Origin of the sequence: Bifidobacterium sp. (genome assembly GCF_022647885.1) — a bacterium.
In the GTDB taxonomy this organism is placed as follows: Bacteria; Actinomycetota; Actinomycetes; order Actinomycetales; family Bifidobacteriaceae; genus Bombiscardovia.
The window spans coordinates 1,441,127-1,458,595 of sequence record NZ_JALCLM010000001.1 but is presented as its reverse complement, the minus strand read 5'-3'; the positions used below and the strand labels follow the sequence as shown (position 1 = coordinate 1,458,595).

Sequence of the window (17,469 nt, the reverse complement as noted above, 5' to 3'; positions counted from 1 at the left end):
GAACTGGGCGATCATGCAGACAAGGAATAGGAGTGACGTGATGTCAGAAGCTGACACAATCCTGCAGATGCAGGGAATCACGAAGACCTTCGGCCCAGTCAAAGCGCTCACCGACGTGAATATGTCGGTGGACCGCGGAGAGATCCACGCGATCTGCGGTGAGAACGGGGCAGGAAAGTCAACGCTGATGAATGTTCTTTCGGGGGTGTATCCCCACGGCAGTTATACAGGAAAGATCGTTTTCGAAGGCAAAGAGTGCAAATACCACACCATCAACGATTCCGAGGCCGACGGAATCGTCATCATCCACCAAGAGCTCGCGCTCAGTCCCTTTCTCTCAATCGCGGAGAATATCTTCATGGGCAACGAGCGTTCCGCAGGCGGAGTCATAGATTGGAATGACACGCGAGTAGAAGCGAACCGTCTGATGAAGCGAGTCGGACTACCCGAGGACCCCGATACCAAAATCATGGATATCGGTGTCGCCAAGCAGCAATTGGTGGAGATTGCCAAGGCTCTTTCTAAAGATGTCAAACTGCTGATACTCGATGAACCAACCGCCGCTTTGAACGACGAGGATTCAGCGCATCTGCTGAATCTGGTTCGACAGCTGAGAGATGAGCAAGGGGTTTCCAGCATCATCATCACACATAAGCTCAATGAGGTGGCGTCAATCGCAGACGCCGTGACCATCATCAGAGACGGATCGACCGTAGGAGACATGATTATCTCCCCAGAAACACCCTTCGATCAGGATGAGCTGATTCGTAAGATGGTTGGCAGGGAATTGACGAATATGTATCCAGATCATGATTCCAGCCCAGGTGAGGAACTCTTCCGCGTGAAGGATTGGACGGTGCATCATCCTCTTGATACCTCAAGAGTCGTGATGGATCACGCCAACTTCTATGTTCGGTCCGGAGAGATTGTTGGTTTGGCCGGACTTATGGGTGCCGGACGAACTGAAATGGCGATGAGTATTTTCGGCCATTCCTATGGCAGCAATGTTTCAGGCGAGGCTTTCGTCAAAGGCAAGCCGGTACAGATGCCGAATGTGCAGTCCGCAATCGATGCCGGTCTGGCGTATGCAACGGAGGATCGCAAGGTGTTCGGTCTGAATCTGCTACAGAACATCCGTGAGAACGCAGCGCTTGCATCCCTCAGGAAGATGAGCAGACGTGGCGTAATGGACGGCAATGTCGAGAGGCGTGAGGTCGAGGAATACCGCAAGGATTTCAACATTAAGTGCAGAAACATTGATGTTGCGGTTTCCACTCTTTCCGGAGGTAATCAGCAGAAGGTAGTGTTGGCGAAATGGGTTATATCCAACCCTGACATACTGATTCTTGACGAGCCCACACGCGGTATCGATGTAGGCGCCAAATACGAAATCTACGAAATCATCGACCATTTGGCCGACGAGGGCAAAGCGGTTATCGTCATTTCCTCGGAGCTGCCCGAACTAATCGGCATCTGCGACAGAATTTACACCGTAAGCCAAGGCATTATCACCGACGATGTGCCTAAAAAAGCCTTCACCCAGGAATACCTGATGAGGGGCATGACCAAGGAAAGGCAGGTGGCGGCGCGATGACATCCGCAACCATTGAACCGAAAAAATCGAGTCGAGACAAAGAAACCGGCATGCTCTCCGCTATAGCCAGCAACGCTCGTCAATACGGTATTGTCGGTGCGCTTATCGTAATCGTTCTGGTATTCCAGATACTTACAGGGGGAGTGCTGCTGAAGCCGAACAGCTTCGTTTCACTCATTCAACAGAACGCCTATGTGATTATTCTCGCCATCGGCATGGTGATGGTGATCATTGCGACGCATATCGATCTTTCCGTGGGATCGCTGGTAGCATTCATTGGCGGTGTATGTGCGCTTCTGATGGAACGGCAGGGCATGAACTGGGTACTTGCCATTGTGGTCAGCCTGATCGTCGGCTTGCTGGTAGGTGTATGGCAGGGATTCTGGGTTGCATATGTTGGTATCCCTGGATTCATCACCACACTTGCAGGCATGTTAATTTTCCGCGGTCTAGCGACTGTCATCGTTGGCGAATCGGTGCCGATCACATCATCTGCCTTCAGAGGCATCGCAAGGAACTATCTGCCAAATATTCTGATGTTCTGGGGTCCCTTCGACGGTTTGACCATTGTGCTCGGCCTGATATGCATCGCGGCATTCGCATGGGCGCAAATCTCTCGCCGACGCAAGGCCGCGAAGGTTGGGCTCGCCACAGAACCGATAAGTCTGACCATCGGGAAAATCGTCATCGCGTCCATCGTTATCATCTTCGTGACCTACCTCCTGGCCTCCTCAGGTAATGAGGATCAGGGAGGAACACCGATCATGCTGGTGATCGTGGCAGTTCTGGTGTTGGTCTACAACTTCATCCTGACACGAACGGTTTTCGGACGTCATGTCTACGCGGTCGGAGGGAACAGGAAGGCTGCAATCCTTTCTGGCATTGACTCGCGCAGGGTCGATTTCACGCTGTACATCCATATGGGATTTCTGTCAGCCGTTGCTGCCGTCTGCATGCTCTCACGTCTTGCCTCGGCTACGGCCCAGGCCGGCATGGAATTTGAAATGGATGCCATTGCAGCATGCTTTATCGGCGGAACCGCGGTCACAGGTGGCATAGGAACGATTCCTGGTGCTGTCGTCGGCGCCTTCGTCATGGGTGTCATCAATCAAGGGCTTTCGATTATGGGTGTGGACACAGCCATAGTAAAAACCATCAAAGGACTGGTGTTGCTCGTCGCAGTGGCCATTGACATCATGTCAAAACGCAAGAAGAGCTGATTATCCGGTAGACGGCAATCAGGGTGTGGTGAGTCGGCTGTAGTCATCGTCCGGTCACCACACCTTTGCCTCGCCGCTAGCTCAGTACTCAAGCAGCAATCTCAAGACAGCTAGGGACAAAGTCCTATGTGACCGTGTTATCAGCTGCGTAAGAAAGCAGCCGTGTTAGTAAGTAAAGGAATTGCTATGAAACTCAATGCATCTGCACAAGCGAAACTGTATGCCATGACGGCCTTGGCATGTGGTATCTGGCTCATTCAGTCCTTGTATGAATCGACGCAGGATGGGAGTCTGACCGCATGGTCCACGCTCGTGTTTTCCGCGTGCTTGCTCGTGGTGATTCTGCATTCGGCGAGACAAGCCGTCTTGGGGATGAAAGCGGTACGTAAATCACAGGAAGAGGAAGATAAGCCTAGCGACGAAGAGCGGTAGGGAACGGCACACAGGCCCTGAAATCTGATGCCGAGTCCAAGCGATGCAAGCGACTTATGTCATACTTGGGCTACATTGGATGCATGGCAGATCAAACATGGCAACTGAGTTCGCATGTTCTTATACACGCGGGATTTCAAGATCTCGAACAGGCACGCCTAAGTTTTGAATCACTACAAGCGGCAGGACTCAGCGAAAGCTGCATTCAGGCACTACTCAAAGCCCTAACGAGGGTATGTGATCCCGACGTAGCACTGCAGAATCTCACTTCGCTATGTGAATCCTTTCACGAACAGCAGTTACGACTCCACGATCTCATACCAGATTCTACGGTCTGGGCCTCTTTGTTGTCAGTTCTTGGTGCATCAGAAGTTGTTGGCGTCTTAATGCGCAGTAGACCTGACTTAGTGAAATATGTATCAACACCGCAGGAAATTCCAACCGGTCAGCATATGCGAGAAGCATTGCTCCAGGCCGTAAAAGCGTCACAAGAATCAAACTCCCAGCTTGTTTCATCACTGACACTCATTGAAGGTACCACAGCACTGCGCACCGAGTACCTCAAACAGCTGGTATCTATCATGGCTTTTGACACTTCTGCACACGACCCAGTGGCGATACAACCTCAAGTTAGCCAAGCGCTTTCTGATTTAGCCTCAGCTGCTTTGGAAGCAGCTCTTGCTGTAGCTAGGAACCAGGTCCAGGACGCTCAAGATTGCCGTTTCACAGTTATTGGCATGGGTAAGCTAGGTGCGCGAGAACTGAACTACGTGTCGGATGTAGACCTTATCTACGTAGTGGAATGTCAACAAGCTTCAGGTGACCATCAACATTTGATTCGCATTGGTAGTAAGTTAGCGATGCTGCTACAGAAGATTTGTCAGTCCGTGATTGCAGGTGTGAGTGAACCAGCACTATGGCAAATTGATACTGCACTACGGCCTGAAGGAAAAGATGGCCCCTTGGTCAGGACTCTTCAATCACATCAAGATTATTATGAACAGTGGGCACAAAACTGGGAATTCCAAGCGTTATTGAAAGCGCGACCTGTGGCAGGTGATGTTGATTTAGGCCATAACTATTGTGAAATGGCACAAGACTTTGTGTGGAAAGCTTCGCAACGCGACAATTTTGTCTACGACTGTCAACACATGAGAAAACGTGTTGAACAACTGATTCCAGCACCGCTAAAAGACAGAGAAATCAAACTGGGTAAAGGTGGTCTCAGAGATGTAGAATTCACCGTGCAAATGCTGCAATTAGTGCATGGGCGTAGCGACCATTCATTACGGACTGCCTCTACAATTGAATCCCTGCAAGCACTTGCAGATGGTGGCTATGTGTCAAGAGCACAAGCAGATCGACTAACTCGTGATTATAGTTTCGAACGTGTTTTAGAACATAGACAACAGATGTGGTCTTTGAAGCGTACACACCTCTTTCCAGATTTAGGGCAAGGCAACATCGGTGGAATAGAACGTAAGCGAGACCTTAGCCGAGAGGAAATGGATTCGAATAGTGAGTTGCGTAGATTATCGCGTAGCTTCGGACTCCACGCTGATGAGCTAGTCGAACGCTTCGACGCCACAAGGCGTGAAGTAAGAAAGCTCCACCAAGATATCTATTACCGGCCAATGCTTCCTATCAGTGCTCAACTCGAAGAGGATGAAATTAGCCTCAGCCCTCAAGCGGCACTCGTACGATTCGCCTCCATAGGTTTCCAAGATCCGCAAAGTGCTATGCGTCATGTGCAAGCGCTCACAACAGGAGTATCAAGAGCTGCGAAAATCAATAAAATTCTACTTCCTGCCGTATTGCAATGGCTAGGCGAGGGGCAGAATCCTGATATGGGTTTGCTGGGCTGGCGTACGTTAGAAGAACGTTTCGGTTCGGGTAATAATTATTTGGGATTCTTGAGAGATTCACCTTCGGCAGCGCAACGGCTATGTCACATCTTGGCAAATTCTCGCTTTCTTATGGACGCTCTAGGAAAATCGGCAGAATCTGTTACGTGGCTGGGGGATGACACGAAACTAGGGACTCGCACACTTGAAAGTTTGAACATCCAGACCACATCAGCACGTACACGATTTGCCGATCATAAAGCTGAGTATGCGACTTCCATCAGAGCGATGCGAAGGCATGAAATAGAGAGAATAGGTCTCGGTTGGATGAGTGGGACCTTAAACGAAGATGCATGTTTGGAAGGTATGACAAATGTGTATGACGCGATTCTTGACTCAGTATTAACGTGGTCAATCCAACATGTATTGAATGCCACGAAGGCACAAACTGCTGCTGCGAATATATGTCTTATTGCCATGGGTCGATATGGTGGCCGCGAAGTCAATTTTAGTTCGGATGCGGATGTAATAGCTATCTACCGTCCTAATGCGAAGTGTGATGATGCTACGGCGAACAACTTTGCCAGAGCTGTGATGGAAGTGGTCAGAGCTGTTACCGGAGCGTCAATAACTGTTGAACCGAAAATTGATCTTGATATGGATCTTCGCCCTGAAGGCAAGCATGGACCGCTGGTCAGATCCTTCAATTCGTGTAAGGAGTATTACTCCACGTGGTCAAGCGTATGGGAACATCAAGCTTTACTACGTGCACGATATGCGGCAGGTGATCAGCAGCTAGCGGAACTCTTCTTGAATGAGATTGCTAATCCAATACGATATCCACGTTCACAGATTAGTGCTAGTGAACTTGGTGAAATACGAAGATTAAAGGCGCGTATGGAGGCAGAACGATTACCCAGGGGAGTGAGAAGAGACCGGCATCTCAAACTCGGCAAGGGCGGGCTTTCTGATGTGGAATGGACGATTCAACTGCTTCAATTGCAACACGCTGGCATGTATGAGGAGCTTCACACCACACAGACAATTCCTGCATTACATGCGTTGAGAGATCTAGGATTCATTAACCAACAAGATGCCGAAACCCTTGAACATGGATGGAAAGTTTGTACGAGTGCACGAAATGGCAATTATCTATGGTCCGGGAGGGTTAAACAGGCAGATATCCTTCCAGACGATAGTTATTCACTCGGCGGTATAGCCATCTATTTGGGCCAAGATGCACATCGTGGGCAGCTGTTTGAAAATGAAATACTCTCGTTAATGCGAAGAAACAGAGAGGTTATGGAACGTCTGTTTTATGGCATTACGGCGTAGATATGAGTAATTTCTGACGCTTGCTGATTGTCCTGTCTGGTCAGGAGCGTAACTTTGACTAGGTCACGTGAAGGTGGCCACCTTGACACAAGCGAAAGGTGAGCCTTTGTCCGAACAGCAACTACAAGCACGCAATTCGGAGTCCAGTGATAGTGGGGTATCAGCTGGCATTTCCGAGACTTCTTCACTGGTGGGTCGCAGCGTTGTAACGCTTGATGATCTCACCACTACTCAGATTCAGGATTTACTCCTCAAAGCACGATATATTGATGGTCATCGTGCTGAGGTTTCTCATACATGTGATGGAAGAATATTAGCAACACTTTTTTATGAACCAAGCACGCGTACACGTCTAAGTTTTGAAACGGCAATGTTGCGGCTTGGAGGCAATGTTATCGGTTTCGCTGGTGCCCAGCTATCTAGTGTTTCCAAGGGCGAATCTATAGGAGACACGTTGAAAACAGTCTCCAATTATGTTGATGTGGTTGCCATTCGACATCCTAAAGAAGGTGCCGCTCTGGTAGCATCTGAGGCAGCTTCAGTACCTGTTATCAATGCTGGAGATGGCGGCCATATGCATCCCACGCAAACTCTAGCTGACTTGGCAACATTGAAATCTCGCTTCGGTCGCATTACCAACCTCACTGTAGGGCTCTGTGGCGATTTGACTTTTGGCCGAACAGTGCATTCTCTTATCGAAACGCTATGCCGCTTCGGTAACGTACATTTTGTGCTTGTCAGCCCTGACGAATTGAAAACACCACAGTATGTACTAGACCGAATTAATCAGACTCCAAGTTGCTCATACACTGAGGTAACAGATCTCGTTTCAATAATCGGTGACTTAGACGTGCTCTATATGACACGAGTACAGAAGGAACGTTTCTTTAACGAAGATGATTACCTGCGGTTAAGAGATACCTACATACTTGACGCCGAAAAACTTAAACTGTCCAAACCGACGATGGCAGTGTTGCATCCTTTGCCTCGTGTCAACGAAATCGCTGTGGATGTCGATAGCGACCCGCGGGCTGCTTACTTTGAGCAGGTACGCAACGGCATGTTGATGCGTATGGCACTTGAAAGCACCGTAGTTGGAGACGTTCTTCCAGGCTATGCAGCATGGGCAAACACAGAGGAGACAGTCTGATGGAAGTAACCAGCATCAACAATGGCATCATCATCGATCATGTGCCGGCAGGAACTGCTCTGACTGTCCTACAGTATTTGCACATAGATCCATCAAGCGCAAAGCTTGCTTTAATAATGAACGCTGACAGCAACCGATACGGTTGCAAAGACATCATCAAAATCGAGGATGAGCAGGATGTGGACCTCGACGTGTTAGGTTTCGTAGCTCGTCAGGCGACTGTTGATATTGTCCGAGGTGGCAGCATCGTTGCTAAACATCAGCCGAATCTTCCTGAGCATCTTTTGGACGTTATTACATGCGGCAACCCACGTTGTGTGACTACGACTGAGCCTGGAATAAGTCAACGATTCCATCTGTGCCACAGTGAGCGCCACGAATATCGCTGCGATTACTGCGACGAGGAAGCGAAACTCTGATATGCTCCCTTCCGCCAGCATCATTTTGAAACAGATCACCGTTTGGGACACAGATGAGAGCATTGATGTGATTCTGCCCTTGGGACCAACGGCAAGTGTTGCGGATCAATCTCAGCAGTCCGAGTCTGCTGTTCCAATACTAGATGAGAGCAACGCTCTCACTCTAGCTATACGCGCAGCTACTCAGTCCCGCAGCTATAACGAACAAGAGTCTGTTGTTGTGGACTGTTCCGGTTACATCCTTGCTCCAGGTCTTTGCGATCCGCATGTACATTTCCGCGATCCTGGACAAACGCAGAAAGAAAGTATGCTTTCTGGATGTTCGGCTGCGGCCAGTGGCGGCTACACCAATGTGCTGATTATGCCTAACACCGTTCCCGCACTTGATGGACGCAAACTTAACCGGAGTATTGATGGTGCCCAAGAAGTGATGGATGCAGGTTTCGACTCAGTTGTCGATTACTTGCAACATTACGCACAATTCAGCGGACAACAATTACCTGTGCACTACGACTTATGTGTGGCAGCTTCTGAGGGGCGCGAAGGCAACTCAGCCAGTCAATTACAAGATTGGCAACCGTATGTATGTCACGCGAGTAGCCGAAATTCCTCGGAGGAATTTAACAACCATCCAATCGTGGCAATCAGTGATGATGGTTCTGCCATAACCGACGGCATTCTCGAAGAAGTTGCCAAGAATGCGCAACGGGCGGGGATACCTATTGTTGATCATTGCGAACACCATGACAGCGGTGTAATCAACGAAGGTGCTATTTCTCGTCAGCTACATGTACCAGGTATTCCATCCTTGACTGAATTAACTATCGTCAAGCGTGATATTGCATTAGCACGGCGAACCCAGCAGCATGTACATCTTCAGCATGTCAGCACTGCAGCGGCATTCGAGGCTATCCGGCAGGCGAAGCATGAAGGCTTGCCAGTGAGTTGTGAAACAGCTCCACACTACATAGCGCTATGTGATGAAGATGTACTTGAGCATGGTACTTTGGCGAAAATGAATCCGCCACTAAGAAGTGCCGCTGATCGTCAAGCGACAATTGAAGCGGTTTGTGATGGAACAGTCGATATGTTAGCGACTGATCACGCACCCCATACGATTACGGATAAACAACTGTCATTACTTGAGGCACCTAATGGCATCATTGGTCTGGAAAGTGCGTATGGAGTCTGCCACAGTATTTTGGTAGACGGAGGATATATAGACAATAGGCGTTTGATTGAGTTGATGTCTGTTTCTCCAGCACGTCTGATGGGGGAGCCCAGCGTCAATATTGGTGAGTTCTTATCTGATGCCTCACCAGCAGATCTAAGCTCCTCCACAACACCTTTGGAAGCGGCAAATACCCATAATTCAGGGACACATAATTCTGCAATATCAAGTCGACGAGTACTTGATTTGCGAATACCAAGAGCGGGTCGGAATATTGATTTGAGTATTCTTGCTCCCAATGACCGTTGGACGATTGAGCCAGAACGCTTTTACTCACATGCGAGAAACACGCCTTTTGCTTCATGGTCTGTTACTGGACTTCCGGTGGCCACCATACTTGCAGCTTCGTTCGCATTTTCGCGTGTCCCATCAACACGCATCAGCCTCCACCGGCCTGACATTATTGGAAGCGAGTCGTAAATTTGGACGGACTAATTGAAACAATCACCGCACTAGATAATCCCAGCGTAGTAGGGCTAGACCCAACTCTGGCCTTAGTCCCTCCACAATTTCTAGAGAAGGCTAAACAACAACAAAGCCAATATCCCCACGAGATAATGGATCATTCTAAGCTGGTTACACAAGCATATGTACTGTTCAATGAAGCAGTGATGAAGGGCATTGCCGGAATTGTTCCGGCTGTCAAACCACAGATTGCCATGTATGAAGCCTTTGGCGAAGCAGGCATACAAGCGTATATCGACACTTGTGCTCGTGCGCAAGATCTTGGTTTTTATGTACTCGGCGATATCAAACGCGGTGATATCGGTTCAACCGCCAGTGCATACGCCGCACATCTGAGCGGAGTAGAGGGTGTGACTCAAAGCTCATCGTGGCATGAAGATGCAATCACCGTTAATCCATATCTCGGCTCAGATGGTATCGATCCCTTTGTGACAGCGTCAATACACCATCACAAAGATATTTTTGTTCTAGTGCGTACATCAAATCCTTCAAGTGGAGAAATCCAAGAACTCACTACGGCCGATGGACGGTTGGTCTATGAATGTGTAGCTGATCTCGTGAGTGTCTGGGGTGAATCCAGCATCGGTGAATATGGATACTCCCGTGTTGGCGCAGTTGTGGGTGCTACTCATCCGCAAGCGGGTCGTGCATTACGCGAGCGTATGCCGCATACCTTTTTCCTGATTCCGGGTTATGGTGCGCAAGGTGGATCCGCTCAGGATGTAGCAGCGATGTTTGATGACCAAGGTTCCGGTGCTTTGGTAAATTCATCGCGAGGAATTATTGGGTCTTGGCGTAAGCATGTTGAATATAATCCATCCATGACTTTCGATGAGGTGTTTGCATTGGTAGAACGCAGTTCACGCGATGCTGCACTTGAGATGAGAGATGGCTTACGTAGTGCGCTGTTACAACGGTGAATGAAGTCCGACATCGTGTTCATCACACATTGATGTGCAGGTACGTTTGGCATCTTTCTCAGCAACGGTTGATACAGGCAGCTCAGACGAGTACAGGAAAGGTACAAGAGCTATGAAAGACCTCACGACTATCGAGGATAATCGGCAGGCAGCCACATTTCTTAAGCCACGGCATCCAGCAGAAGTGCTTGAGATTGCTAGTATGGCTCCTGGAATTATTCGCTTAGTAATTCGTGACCCCTATGTAGCGGCGCACGCAACAGCAGGCCAATTCATCAATGTATATACCAGCGATAGCGCACGGATGATGCCACGTCCTTTTGGCATAAGTGGCATTCAGGGTGATATGTGTAGCTTGATTTTTGCAATTGTTGGGTCAGGAACTGCAGACTTTTCCCAGCTTAAAGTCGGCCAATTCGTTGACATATTAGGGCCTTTGGGTAAAGGTTTTGACATCACCCTAGATAAGCAGTATTTACTTGTCGGTGGAGGCTTGGGAATACCTCCTCTACTGTTTGCAGCACAGCAGATACAACGATCCAACAATCTGCAGAACAGCGCAGTTGCCCTGTTTGGATACCGAGATTCCCACTTTGCTAATACACTAGCCGCGCAACATTGTGCGGATGTACTGAGCATCGATGACTCTGAGGGGAATGTCATCACCTTGCTAAATCGTCTTATGACATCCTCAGAATTCAGCAATGCTGACCTCATGGTGTTGTCTTGTGGCCCACATCCCATGATGAAAGCTGTAGCTCACTGGGCATCAGCACATGGAATCCCATCACAGTTGAGTTTAGAAGCAAGGATGGGTTGCGGCTTTGGTACCTGTGTGGTGTGTGTACAAGACACTATCGCAGGACGAAAAAAAGTATGTGTGGATGGACCAGTTTTTAGTGCTGAAGATTTGGGGTGGGCAGTATGAACGATATAGCAACCTTCGAACAGCTTGCTGCAAAGGAATCTGCGGTAGATGAGGTAGATGAGGCAATGATGGAAAATGCTCACTCAGTTGTGCCAACAATGTGGAAGCATTCTACAATAGTTGCTGGCGTACCTTGGAAAAACCCTGTTGGCACGGCTTCAGGAACCTTTAATCTCGCAGCTTGCAGTCCGTATTATGATGTGTCCCAGATGGGTGCGATCAGCACTAAAGGAGTGTCTCCAATACCGTGGGAGGGCAACCCGACTCCACGCACCGCTGAGACACCGTGTGGGACAGTCAATGCGGTGGGTTTACAAAATCCAGGTGTCAATCACTATCTTGTTGACGAGTTACCGAAACTCAAAGCGCTCGGTGCAACAGTAGTAACCAACGTTGCAGGTCATAGTGATGATGATTATGCCGAGGTAGTAGAGAAGCTTGCAGACAGTCCAGCGGACATGCTCGAGATTAATGTGAGTTGTCCAAATGTGTCGCATGGAGGTATGTCTGTTGGCACTGATTCATTGGCACTATATCGTTTGATAAGCCGTTTACGCACCCTAACTGACAAGCCGATGGTTGTGAAGCTGTCACCTAATGTCACCGACATCGTGGCTATTGCGAGGGCTTGTGTTGACGCTGGTGCTGATGCATTAAGTTTGATTAACACATTGATTGGTATGCGTTTAGATATTCATACAGGGCAACCCATACTTGCTAATGCAACCGGTGGTGTCTCTGGGCCTTGTATCCTTCCAATGGCTTTATCGTTTGTATGGCGGGTCCGTCAGGCGCTGCCTGATATTCCTATCATCGGCATAGGCGGTATTAGCAAGGGTGAAGACGCCTTGGAATTCTTATATGCCGGTGCAAACGCGGTAGAAGTCGGGGCGGCTGCCCTATTTGATCCAGTTGCACCATTACGCATAGCGAATGAACTTGAAACATTACTAGATAGCAGGCCCAAGCTGGCGGCCAAACTCAAGGAGGGAAAGACATGGTAGAGGAGACAGCACAGCACAATCTGTCATTGCAACATCGCTTTACACAGTTTCTATTGCAATCAGGAGCCTTGCGGTTTGGTAATTTTAGGCTCAAATCTGGGCGTCAATCACCGTATTTTATTAATGCAGGAGCATTCGATAACGGTGCCAAAATAGCCTTACTAGGTGAATTCTATGCAACAACCATCAAAGAGGCGATATCTCAAGGAATTTTCCCTGAAGATATTGATACTGTTTTCGGTCCTGCTTATAAAGGTATCCCGCTTGCGGTTTCCACAGCAATCGCTTTGACTAGCGCGCATGATTTTCCTGTAGGCTACACCTTTGACCGTAAAGAGAAAAAGGATCACGGTGATGGTGGTTCATTTGTTGGCACAGCTTTACGTGACGGTATGAATGTGGTCATGGTGGATGATGTGATGACTGCTGGAACTGCAGTTCGAGAGTCTATACCGAAACTTCAGGCCGAAGCGCACATTAACGTGGTGGGCTTAGTACTCTCTGTTGATCGCATGGAACGTTCAGGAGACAGTGACATCTCAGCTGTTCAGGCGGTAGAGGACGAATTCGGGTTTCCGGTGTTGAGTATCGCTAATATTCGGGAGATTTTCGATGCAGCATCGCATATCACCGATGAGAGTGGCAAGGCTTTGTTGAGTGCAGAGGTGCAAGAACAGGCGCAGCAGTACCTACAACACTATGGTTCGCGTTGATGCTTCGCAGTGATGATGCTCATCAAGTGTTCCCACTATCTTCGTGTGAACACTTGATGTCGGTAGTATAGATAACTCATTGTTGAAGCTGTGCGCTACAGGATAAGTAGCCGACAAACCGCTGTCCCAATTGAATCCATATACACAGTTTCAGATAGTTTGTCCCAAAATGTGTTAATCGATGATGGAATACCCGTGATCCGCAACAACACTCTTGAGTTTTTGAAGATAAAGATCAGCTGCAGTTGAGATTTTTGCACGCTCGTTAGTTATCCAGCCTAGGAGCATCGACTCGTCTGAATCTAATGGCACGGTTACGATTTTTTCAGTGTTGAGATCCTCATTATCAATTCCGGTGCACACTGTATAGCCGTTGAGACCGACGATAAAGTTCAATATGGTTGCACGATCCGTAACGTTAATCTGTTTGGGTGAATAATCAGGCCAAACAGCTTCTTCGGCAAAATAAAAACTTCCCTCTTCCCCTTGTTCGTATTGTATGAAGGGATAAGGTTCCAGATCTTTCATCGTGATTTTCTTTTTCATCGCTAATGGATTATTCCGCGAAAGAAATATGTGAAGTCCCGCTCTGAACAGAGGATGAAATTCTAAATGTTTTTCTCTCAGCAGCTTTCCAATGACATCTTTATTGAAATCAGATAGGTAAATAATACCGACTTCTGACTGCATGTTGGCAACCTGATTGATAATATCTCGTGTGCGGGTCTCACGAATGGTGAATTCATATTCGTCAGATTTTGTCGAATTAATCATCTCTACGAAGGCCTCAACTGCAAACATATAGTGTTGTGTCGAAACTCGGCATAGCTGTTTGCGAGGTTTAGCATTTTTGTAGCGTTCCTCGAGCAATGCGGATTGATCAAGAACTTGCCGAGCATACGTGAGGAATTCAGCACCATCAACAGTCAACGCAATACCCTGAGAAGACCGCGTAAAAATCTCAATACCCAGTTCGTTCTCTAATTCCTTGACTGAGGAACTTAGCGCGGGCTGCGACACATATAATTCATGCGAAGCCTCATTCATCGAACCGCATTCCACGATTTTCACGATGTATTTTAATTGCAGCAGTGTCATACACTGAATTTATACCAGACCCTATGAACACGAAACTCGCTTATACCGATAGGGGAGTGCTGTGTGCTGTACCGGTCCAATAGCTGATGACAGTAACAAGGTAAGAACAGAGGAATTCTTAGTGTTGTTCAGAAGACGAGTGCTCTGCATTTCCCAGGGCACTTGTTTCTGCAATACCGAGTTGTGCCGCCTCAGGGTCGAGATATTGTCCTGCGCCTTGAACCACCGGAATATTATCGGCAGAGATGCTGAAATCGAAGGACATGGGTATGCCAGTGGGAACATTGATCGACGCGATATCTGTGTCATTGATACCTTCGAGATACTTAACCAGTGACCTCACCACAGAGCCATGAGTAACAATCAACACGGTTTTCCCTTCGGCAAGTTCAGGCAGCACCTTGACATTCCAGAAGGGCTCTAGTCGTAACCACACATCTTTAAGGCACTCACTACGAATCGACGAGGGGTCTGAGCTGTCAAGGTTATCGCTAAATAGCTTGGTATAACGCGGATCGTTCCCTTGGAAATATGGTGACGCCAAGTCAATTTCTGGTGGCCGCACATCAAAGGATCGGCGATACAGATTAAATTGCTGTTCACCAAACTGTTCACGCATTGCTGGCCTCGTTTGCCCTTGAAATGCACCGTAATGGCGTTCATTCAGACGCCAACTTCGCTCCACGGGAATCCATAAACGATCCAAAGCATCAAGCACAATATCTGCTGTGTGAATTGATCTGCGCAGCATTGAGGTAAAGAGCATATCTGGTTTGATGCCTGAAGTAGTGAGTAGTTGAGAAGCGTGGAAAGCTTGTTCCTCACCACGTGCTGTGAGTGGAATATCGGCCCAACCGGCAAAGCGGTTAATTCGCTTATCTGTCCACGTACTTTCTCCATGTCTCATAATGATGAGCTTTGCCTGTGTACCTACCATATCGAGCTCCTTACCTCGTCAATAACGAGTGACATAAAGTTTACTTGCGATTCTCTTCAGCAGATGTGAGATCCTCATCACCTGCATATGGAGTATCTGCGGGGGAGTGTATTTCAGCAGCGTCATCGTAGAGACCAGTTAGCACAGAGTATGCCTCTGGTAATGCCTGAATCAAGTCTCCGGCAATAATTGGGTGGCCAAGTGTCGAGCTACCCGAGGGATGCGAAACTGAGAACCGAGCATCGTAATCACTCGAAAATGATGACAAGTCTTCAGGGTCCGCCAAGATTGGCAATGACCATGCTAATTGACTTGATTCTGATGCCACTGCTGCGGCCAAAGCATGTACATATGCCCCAGCAGCAACATAATCTGATATAAGTTCTGGGTGTTCGCTCAAATTGTCGGCATTTTGCGCCAACATTGAAGCAATAACTCCTGCCAGTACGTCACCAGCACCTGCGGTTGATAACCAAGCGGGCGCACGTCCCACTGTAATAATGCGCGGTGAACCCTCGCCGTCATCTCCGACGATAACGGTAATGGCTCCCTTCAGTAATACTGTTGCTCCAGTAACTTCCCAAGCACGCGTTGCCCAGCGTAATGGTTCGGCATTAATTCCCGATGCGTCAACATCTTCTCCTCTAGCTTGCAGCAACCGCGCTAGCTCACCCGCATGAGGTGTGATAACAAGAGATGACGACACATGCGGAGGCAACAGAGACAGAGCCCCTGCATCAACAACAATTGGTGGCAACGGGGCAGTCGTTTCAACATTCTGGCTTCCCGATGATGTATCGGCGTTGTATGACTCTAGTAATGAGAGGATTCTGTTGATCTGCTCTTCATCATCAGCGTTAGCTGTTGCGCTTGAAGGAACGCCTGAACCAACAACCCAGGTTTGAACCTTGCCATGACTAAAAACAGTTTCGGGTGCAACTTGCATAATATGATCCTGTACTTGTTCAGGACCGAGATATCGCACCATTCCCACATTGCTGCGACTTGCAGCAAGCGTGGAAAGCAAACCTGCACCAGGATAGCTACCCGAACCAGTAATCAAGCCTACGACTGAGCGAGTGTACTTTGAGTCTCCTAATTGTGGCATTCGCAAAGATTGTGCACATTTTCGAGCGGTCATGACTTCCGACTTGGGAATTTCTTGATCTGTGGGGAAGTTGAAATCAACCAGAACCGATTGCCCGCATACATACGACGCTGGAGGCAATAATGCACACGGTTTCAAGGTGCCGAATGTGACCGTGACATCAGCTGGAATATATGGACCAGGCAACGATCCATCATCAACGCCTACACCTGAGGGTACGTCTACAGCCAACACCATAGGTGATTGTGCACGGTATGCAGCTGGAGGAAAAGCCATACGTAATGGGATTCTTTCTGATTCACCAATTGCTTTGGCAATTTGTGCTGGGATACCTTGTAGCACACCATGAAGTCCGATGCCTGTCATGGCATCGATGATGAGATCTGATTGCCGGAGCAATTCGAGTGCCTCATTACAATGTGAGAGTTGTTCTTCAGCATCGTTAGGGGCGACAGCGCCTGGTATATCAGATTCTTGGTCAAGAAGGAGAATATCTGTATCGCTATTAAGAACTTGTTCTATTGCTTCGTTATGCAGCGAACGACCGACTGCAATAACAGTTACATGTGCTTCAGCTTGAGACAACGACGCTGCGCTATACAATCCATCGCCACCATTGTTACCGGCTCCAGCGAGCAGCACGATACGGCTTTGCGATAGTGGAATATTGGCATGAGCGAGCATACGCTCAGCAGTTGCAGTAATGGCTGAAGCTGCTTGCTGCATTAAAGGAACACCCTGTTGAAGTAGTGGTGCTTCAAACTTGCGGACGGTATTCGACTCAAAGGCTTCTGTCAGGAATCCTTCGACGGATTGAGCATCATCATCAAAAAGTGAGGACAACATGTGATGGCCTCCTTCGCCTGCGCTAACTGCGACCTTCACAGCCTTCGGCGTTACTCAACCACTTTACCTGGAATCACCTGGAATATGAGGTCCCATCAGGCATATTTACATACAGTCTGGCCAGATAGTAGCGATTGTTTACAGTGAAGCTCGTTGGTGTAGGGATTGAAAAGACTCATTGCATCAATGGCATGCTAGCAACGCCGGAATTACAACCATTTTCGC

At 48.3% G+C, this 17,469-nt stretch carries 14 protein-coding genes; 11 read left to right on the top strand and 3 right to left on the bottom strand.

Annotated elements, in window-relative coordinates; translation table 11 throughout:
- Positions 1 to 40: 40 nt before the first annotated feature.
- The 11 genes from LKI20_RS06290 (at position 41) to pyrE (ending at position 13,255) form a co-directional block, all read left to right on the top strand.
- Positions 41 to 1,594, top strand: coding sequence for a sugar ABC transporter ATP-binding protein (locus tag LKI20_RS06290; protein ID WP_291771693.1), 1,554 nt, complete (start codon positions 41 to 43; stop codon positions 1,592 to 1,594).
- Entirely contained in the window at positions 1,591 to 2,814 is a 1,224-nt protein-coding gene (gene mmsB / locus LKI20_RS06285; RefSeq protein ID WP_291771690.1) for a multiple monosaccharide ABC transporter permease, read from the top strand. Before LKI20_RS06290 ends, mmsB begins: the two co-directional genes overlap by 4 nt.
- Positions 2,815 to 3,000: 186 nt before the next feature.
- The gene (locus LKI20_RS06280) at positions 3,001 to 3,246 is read left to right on the top strand and encodes a carbon starvation protein (RefSeq protein WP_291771686.1); all 246 of its coding nucleotides are present in this window, start codon (positions 3,001 to 3,003) and stop codon (positions 3,244 to 3,246) included.
- Between the two features lie 83 nt (positions 3,247 to 3,329).
- Entirely contained in the window at positions 3,330 to 6,425 is a 3,096-nt protein-coding gene (locus LKI20_RS06275; RefSeq protein WP_291771683.1) for a bifunctional [glutamine synthetase] adenylyltransferase/[glutamine synthetase]-adenylyl-L-tyrosine phosphorylase, read from the top strand.
- A 169-nt stretch (positions 6,426 to 6,594) separates the two neighbouring features.
- Positions 6,595 to 7,575, top strand: coding sequence for an aspartate carbamoyltransferase (gene pyrB, locus LKI20_RS06270; protein WP_434734946.1), 981 nt, complete (start codon positions 6,595 to 6,597; stop codon positions 7,573 to 7,575).
- Complete coding sequence (locus LKI20_RS06265) at positions 7,575 to 7,994, top strand: aspartate carbamoyltransferase regulatory subunit (protein ID WP_291771681.1); 420 nt, start codon at positions 7,575 to 7,577, stop codon at positions 7,992 to 7,994. The genes pyrB and LKI20_RS06265 overlap by 1 nt, the downstream gene beginning before the upstream one ends.
- 1 nt (position 7,995) lies before the next feature.
- Positions 7,996 to 9,645, top strand: coding sequence for a dihydroorotase (locus LKI20_RS06260; protein ID WP_291771679.1), 1,650 nt, complete (start codon positions 7,996 to 7,998; stop codon positions 9,643 to 9,645).
- A 2-nt stretch (positions 9,646 to 9,647) separates the two neighbouring features.
- Positions 9,648 to 10,610 carry an orotidine-5'-phosphate decarboxylase gene (gene pyrF / locus LKI20_RS06255; protein ID WP_291771676.1) on the top strand — a complete coding sequence of 321 codons (963 nt, stop codon included), beginning with the start codon at positions 9,648 to 9,650 and terminating at the stop codon, positions 10,608 to 10,610.
- Positions 10,611 to 10,722: 112 nt separating this feature from the next.
- Positions 10,723 to 11,538: a dihydroorotate dehydrogenase electron transfer subunit gene (locus LKI20_RS06250; RefSeq protein ID WP_291771674.1), complete on the top strand. Its 816-nt coding sequence runs from the start codon at positions 10,723 to 10,725 to the stop codon at positions 11,536 to 11,538.
- Positions 11,539 to 11,603: 65 nt separating this feature from the next.
- A complete protein-coding gene (locus tag LKI20_RS06245) occupies positions 11,604 to 12,542 on the top strand; it encodes a dihydroorotate dehydrogenase (protein ID WP_291773407.1) in 939 nt (312 codons plus the stop codon).
- Entirely contained in the window at positions 12,536 to 13,255 is a 720-nt protein-coding gene (gene pyrE, locus LKI20_RS06240; protein WP_291771672.1) for an orotate phosphoribosyltransferase, read from the top strand. Before LKI20_RS06245 ends, pyrE begins: the two co-directional genes overlap by 7 nt.
- Before the next feature lie 174 nt (positions 13,256 to 13,429).
- On the opposite strand, the gene LKI20_RS06235 is transcribed toward pyrE, so the two are convergent.
- From LKI20_RS06235 to LKI20_RS06225, 3 genes are all read right to left on the bottom strand, one after another.
- A complete protein-coding gene (locus LKI20_RS06235) occupies positions 13,430 to 14,353 on the bottom strand; it encodes a LysR family transcriptional regulator (protein ID WP_291771670.1) in 924 nt (307 codons plus the stop codon).
- A gap of 118 nt (positions 14,354 to 14,471) precedes the next feature.
- A complete protein-coding gene (locus LKI20_RS06230) occupies positions 14,472 to 15,290 on the bottom strand; it encodes a 2,3-bisphosphoglycerate-dependent phosphoglycerate mutase (RefSeq protein ID WP_291771665.1) in 819 nt (272 codons plus the stop codon).
- A gap of 40 nt (positions 15,291 to 15,330) precedes the next feature.
- Positions 15,331 to 17,244 (bottom strand): bifunctional ADP-dependent NAD(P)H-hydrate dehydratase/NAD(P)H-hydrate epimerase, encoded by a 1,914-nt coding sequence (locus tag LKI20_RS06225; protein WP_291771662.1) that lies wholly within the window; start codon positions 17,242 to 17,244, stop codon positions 15,331 to 15,333.
- Positions 17,245 to 17,469: the final 225 nt, after the last annotated feature.

Excerpts from the sequence above, each read along its gene's own strand:
- mmsB (WP_291771690.1), top strand. The coding sequence starts at position 1,591 with ATGACATCCGCAACCATTGAACCGAAAAAATCGAGTCGAGACAAAGAA.
- LKI20_RS06290 (WP_291771693.1), top strand. The coding sequence starts at position 41 with ATGTCAGAAGCTGACACAATCCTGCAGATGCAGGGAATCACGAAGACC.
- LKI20_RS06280 (WP_291771686.1), top strand. The coding sequence starts at position 3,001 with ATGAAACTCAATGCATCTGCACAAGCGAAACTGTATGCCATGACGGCC.
- LKI20_RS06225 (WP_291771662.1), bottom strand. The coding sequence starts at position 17,244 with ATGTTGTCCTCACTTTTTGATGATGATGCTCAATCCGTCGAAGGATTC.
- LKI20_RS06260 (WP_291771679.1), top strand. The coding sequence starts at position 7,996 with ATGCTCCCTTCCGCCAGCATCATTTTGAAACAGATCACCGTTTGGGAC.
- LKI20_RS06265 (WP_291771681.1), top strand. The coding sequence starts at position 7,575 with ATGGAAGTAACCAGCATCAACAATGGCATCATCATCGATCATGTGCCG.
- LKI20_RS06275 (WP_291771683.1), top strand. The coding sequence starts at position 3,330 with ATGGCAGATCAAACATGGCAACTGAGTTCGCATGTTCTTATACACGCG.
- LKI20_RS06235 (WP_291771670.1), bottom strand. The coding sequence starts at position 14,353 with ATGACACTGCTGCAATTAAAATACATCGTGAAAATCGTGGAATGCGGT.
- pyrE (WP_291771672.1), top strand. The coding sequence starts at position 12,536 with ATGGTAGAGGAGACAGCACAGCACAATCTGTCATTGCAACATCGCTTT.
- LKI20_RS06245 (WP_291773407.1), top strand. The coding sequence starts at position 11,604 with ATGATGGAAAATGCTCACTCAGTTGTGCCAACAATGTGGAAGCATTCT.
- LKI20_RS06250 (WP_291771674.1), top strand. The coding sequence starts at position 10,723 with ATGAAAGACCTCACGACTATCGAGGATAATCGGCAGGCAGCCACATTT.
- LKI20_RS06230 (WP_291771665.1), bottom strand. The coding sequence starts at position 15,290 with ATGGTAGGTACACAGGCAAAGCTCATCATTATGAGACATGGAGAAAGT.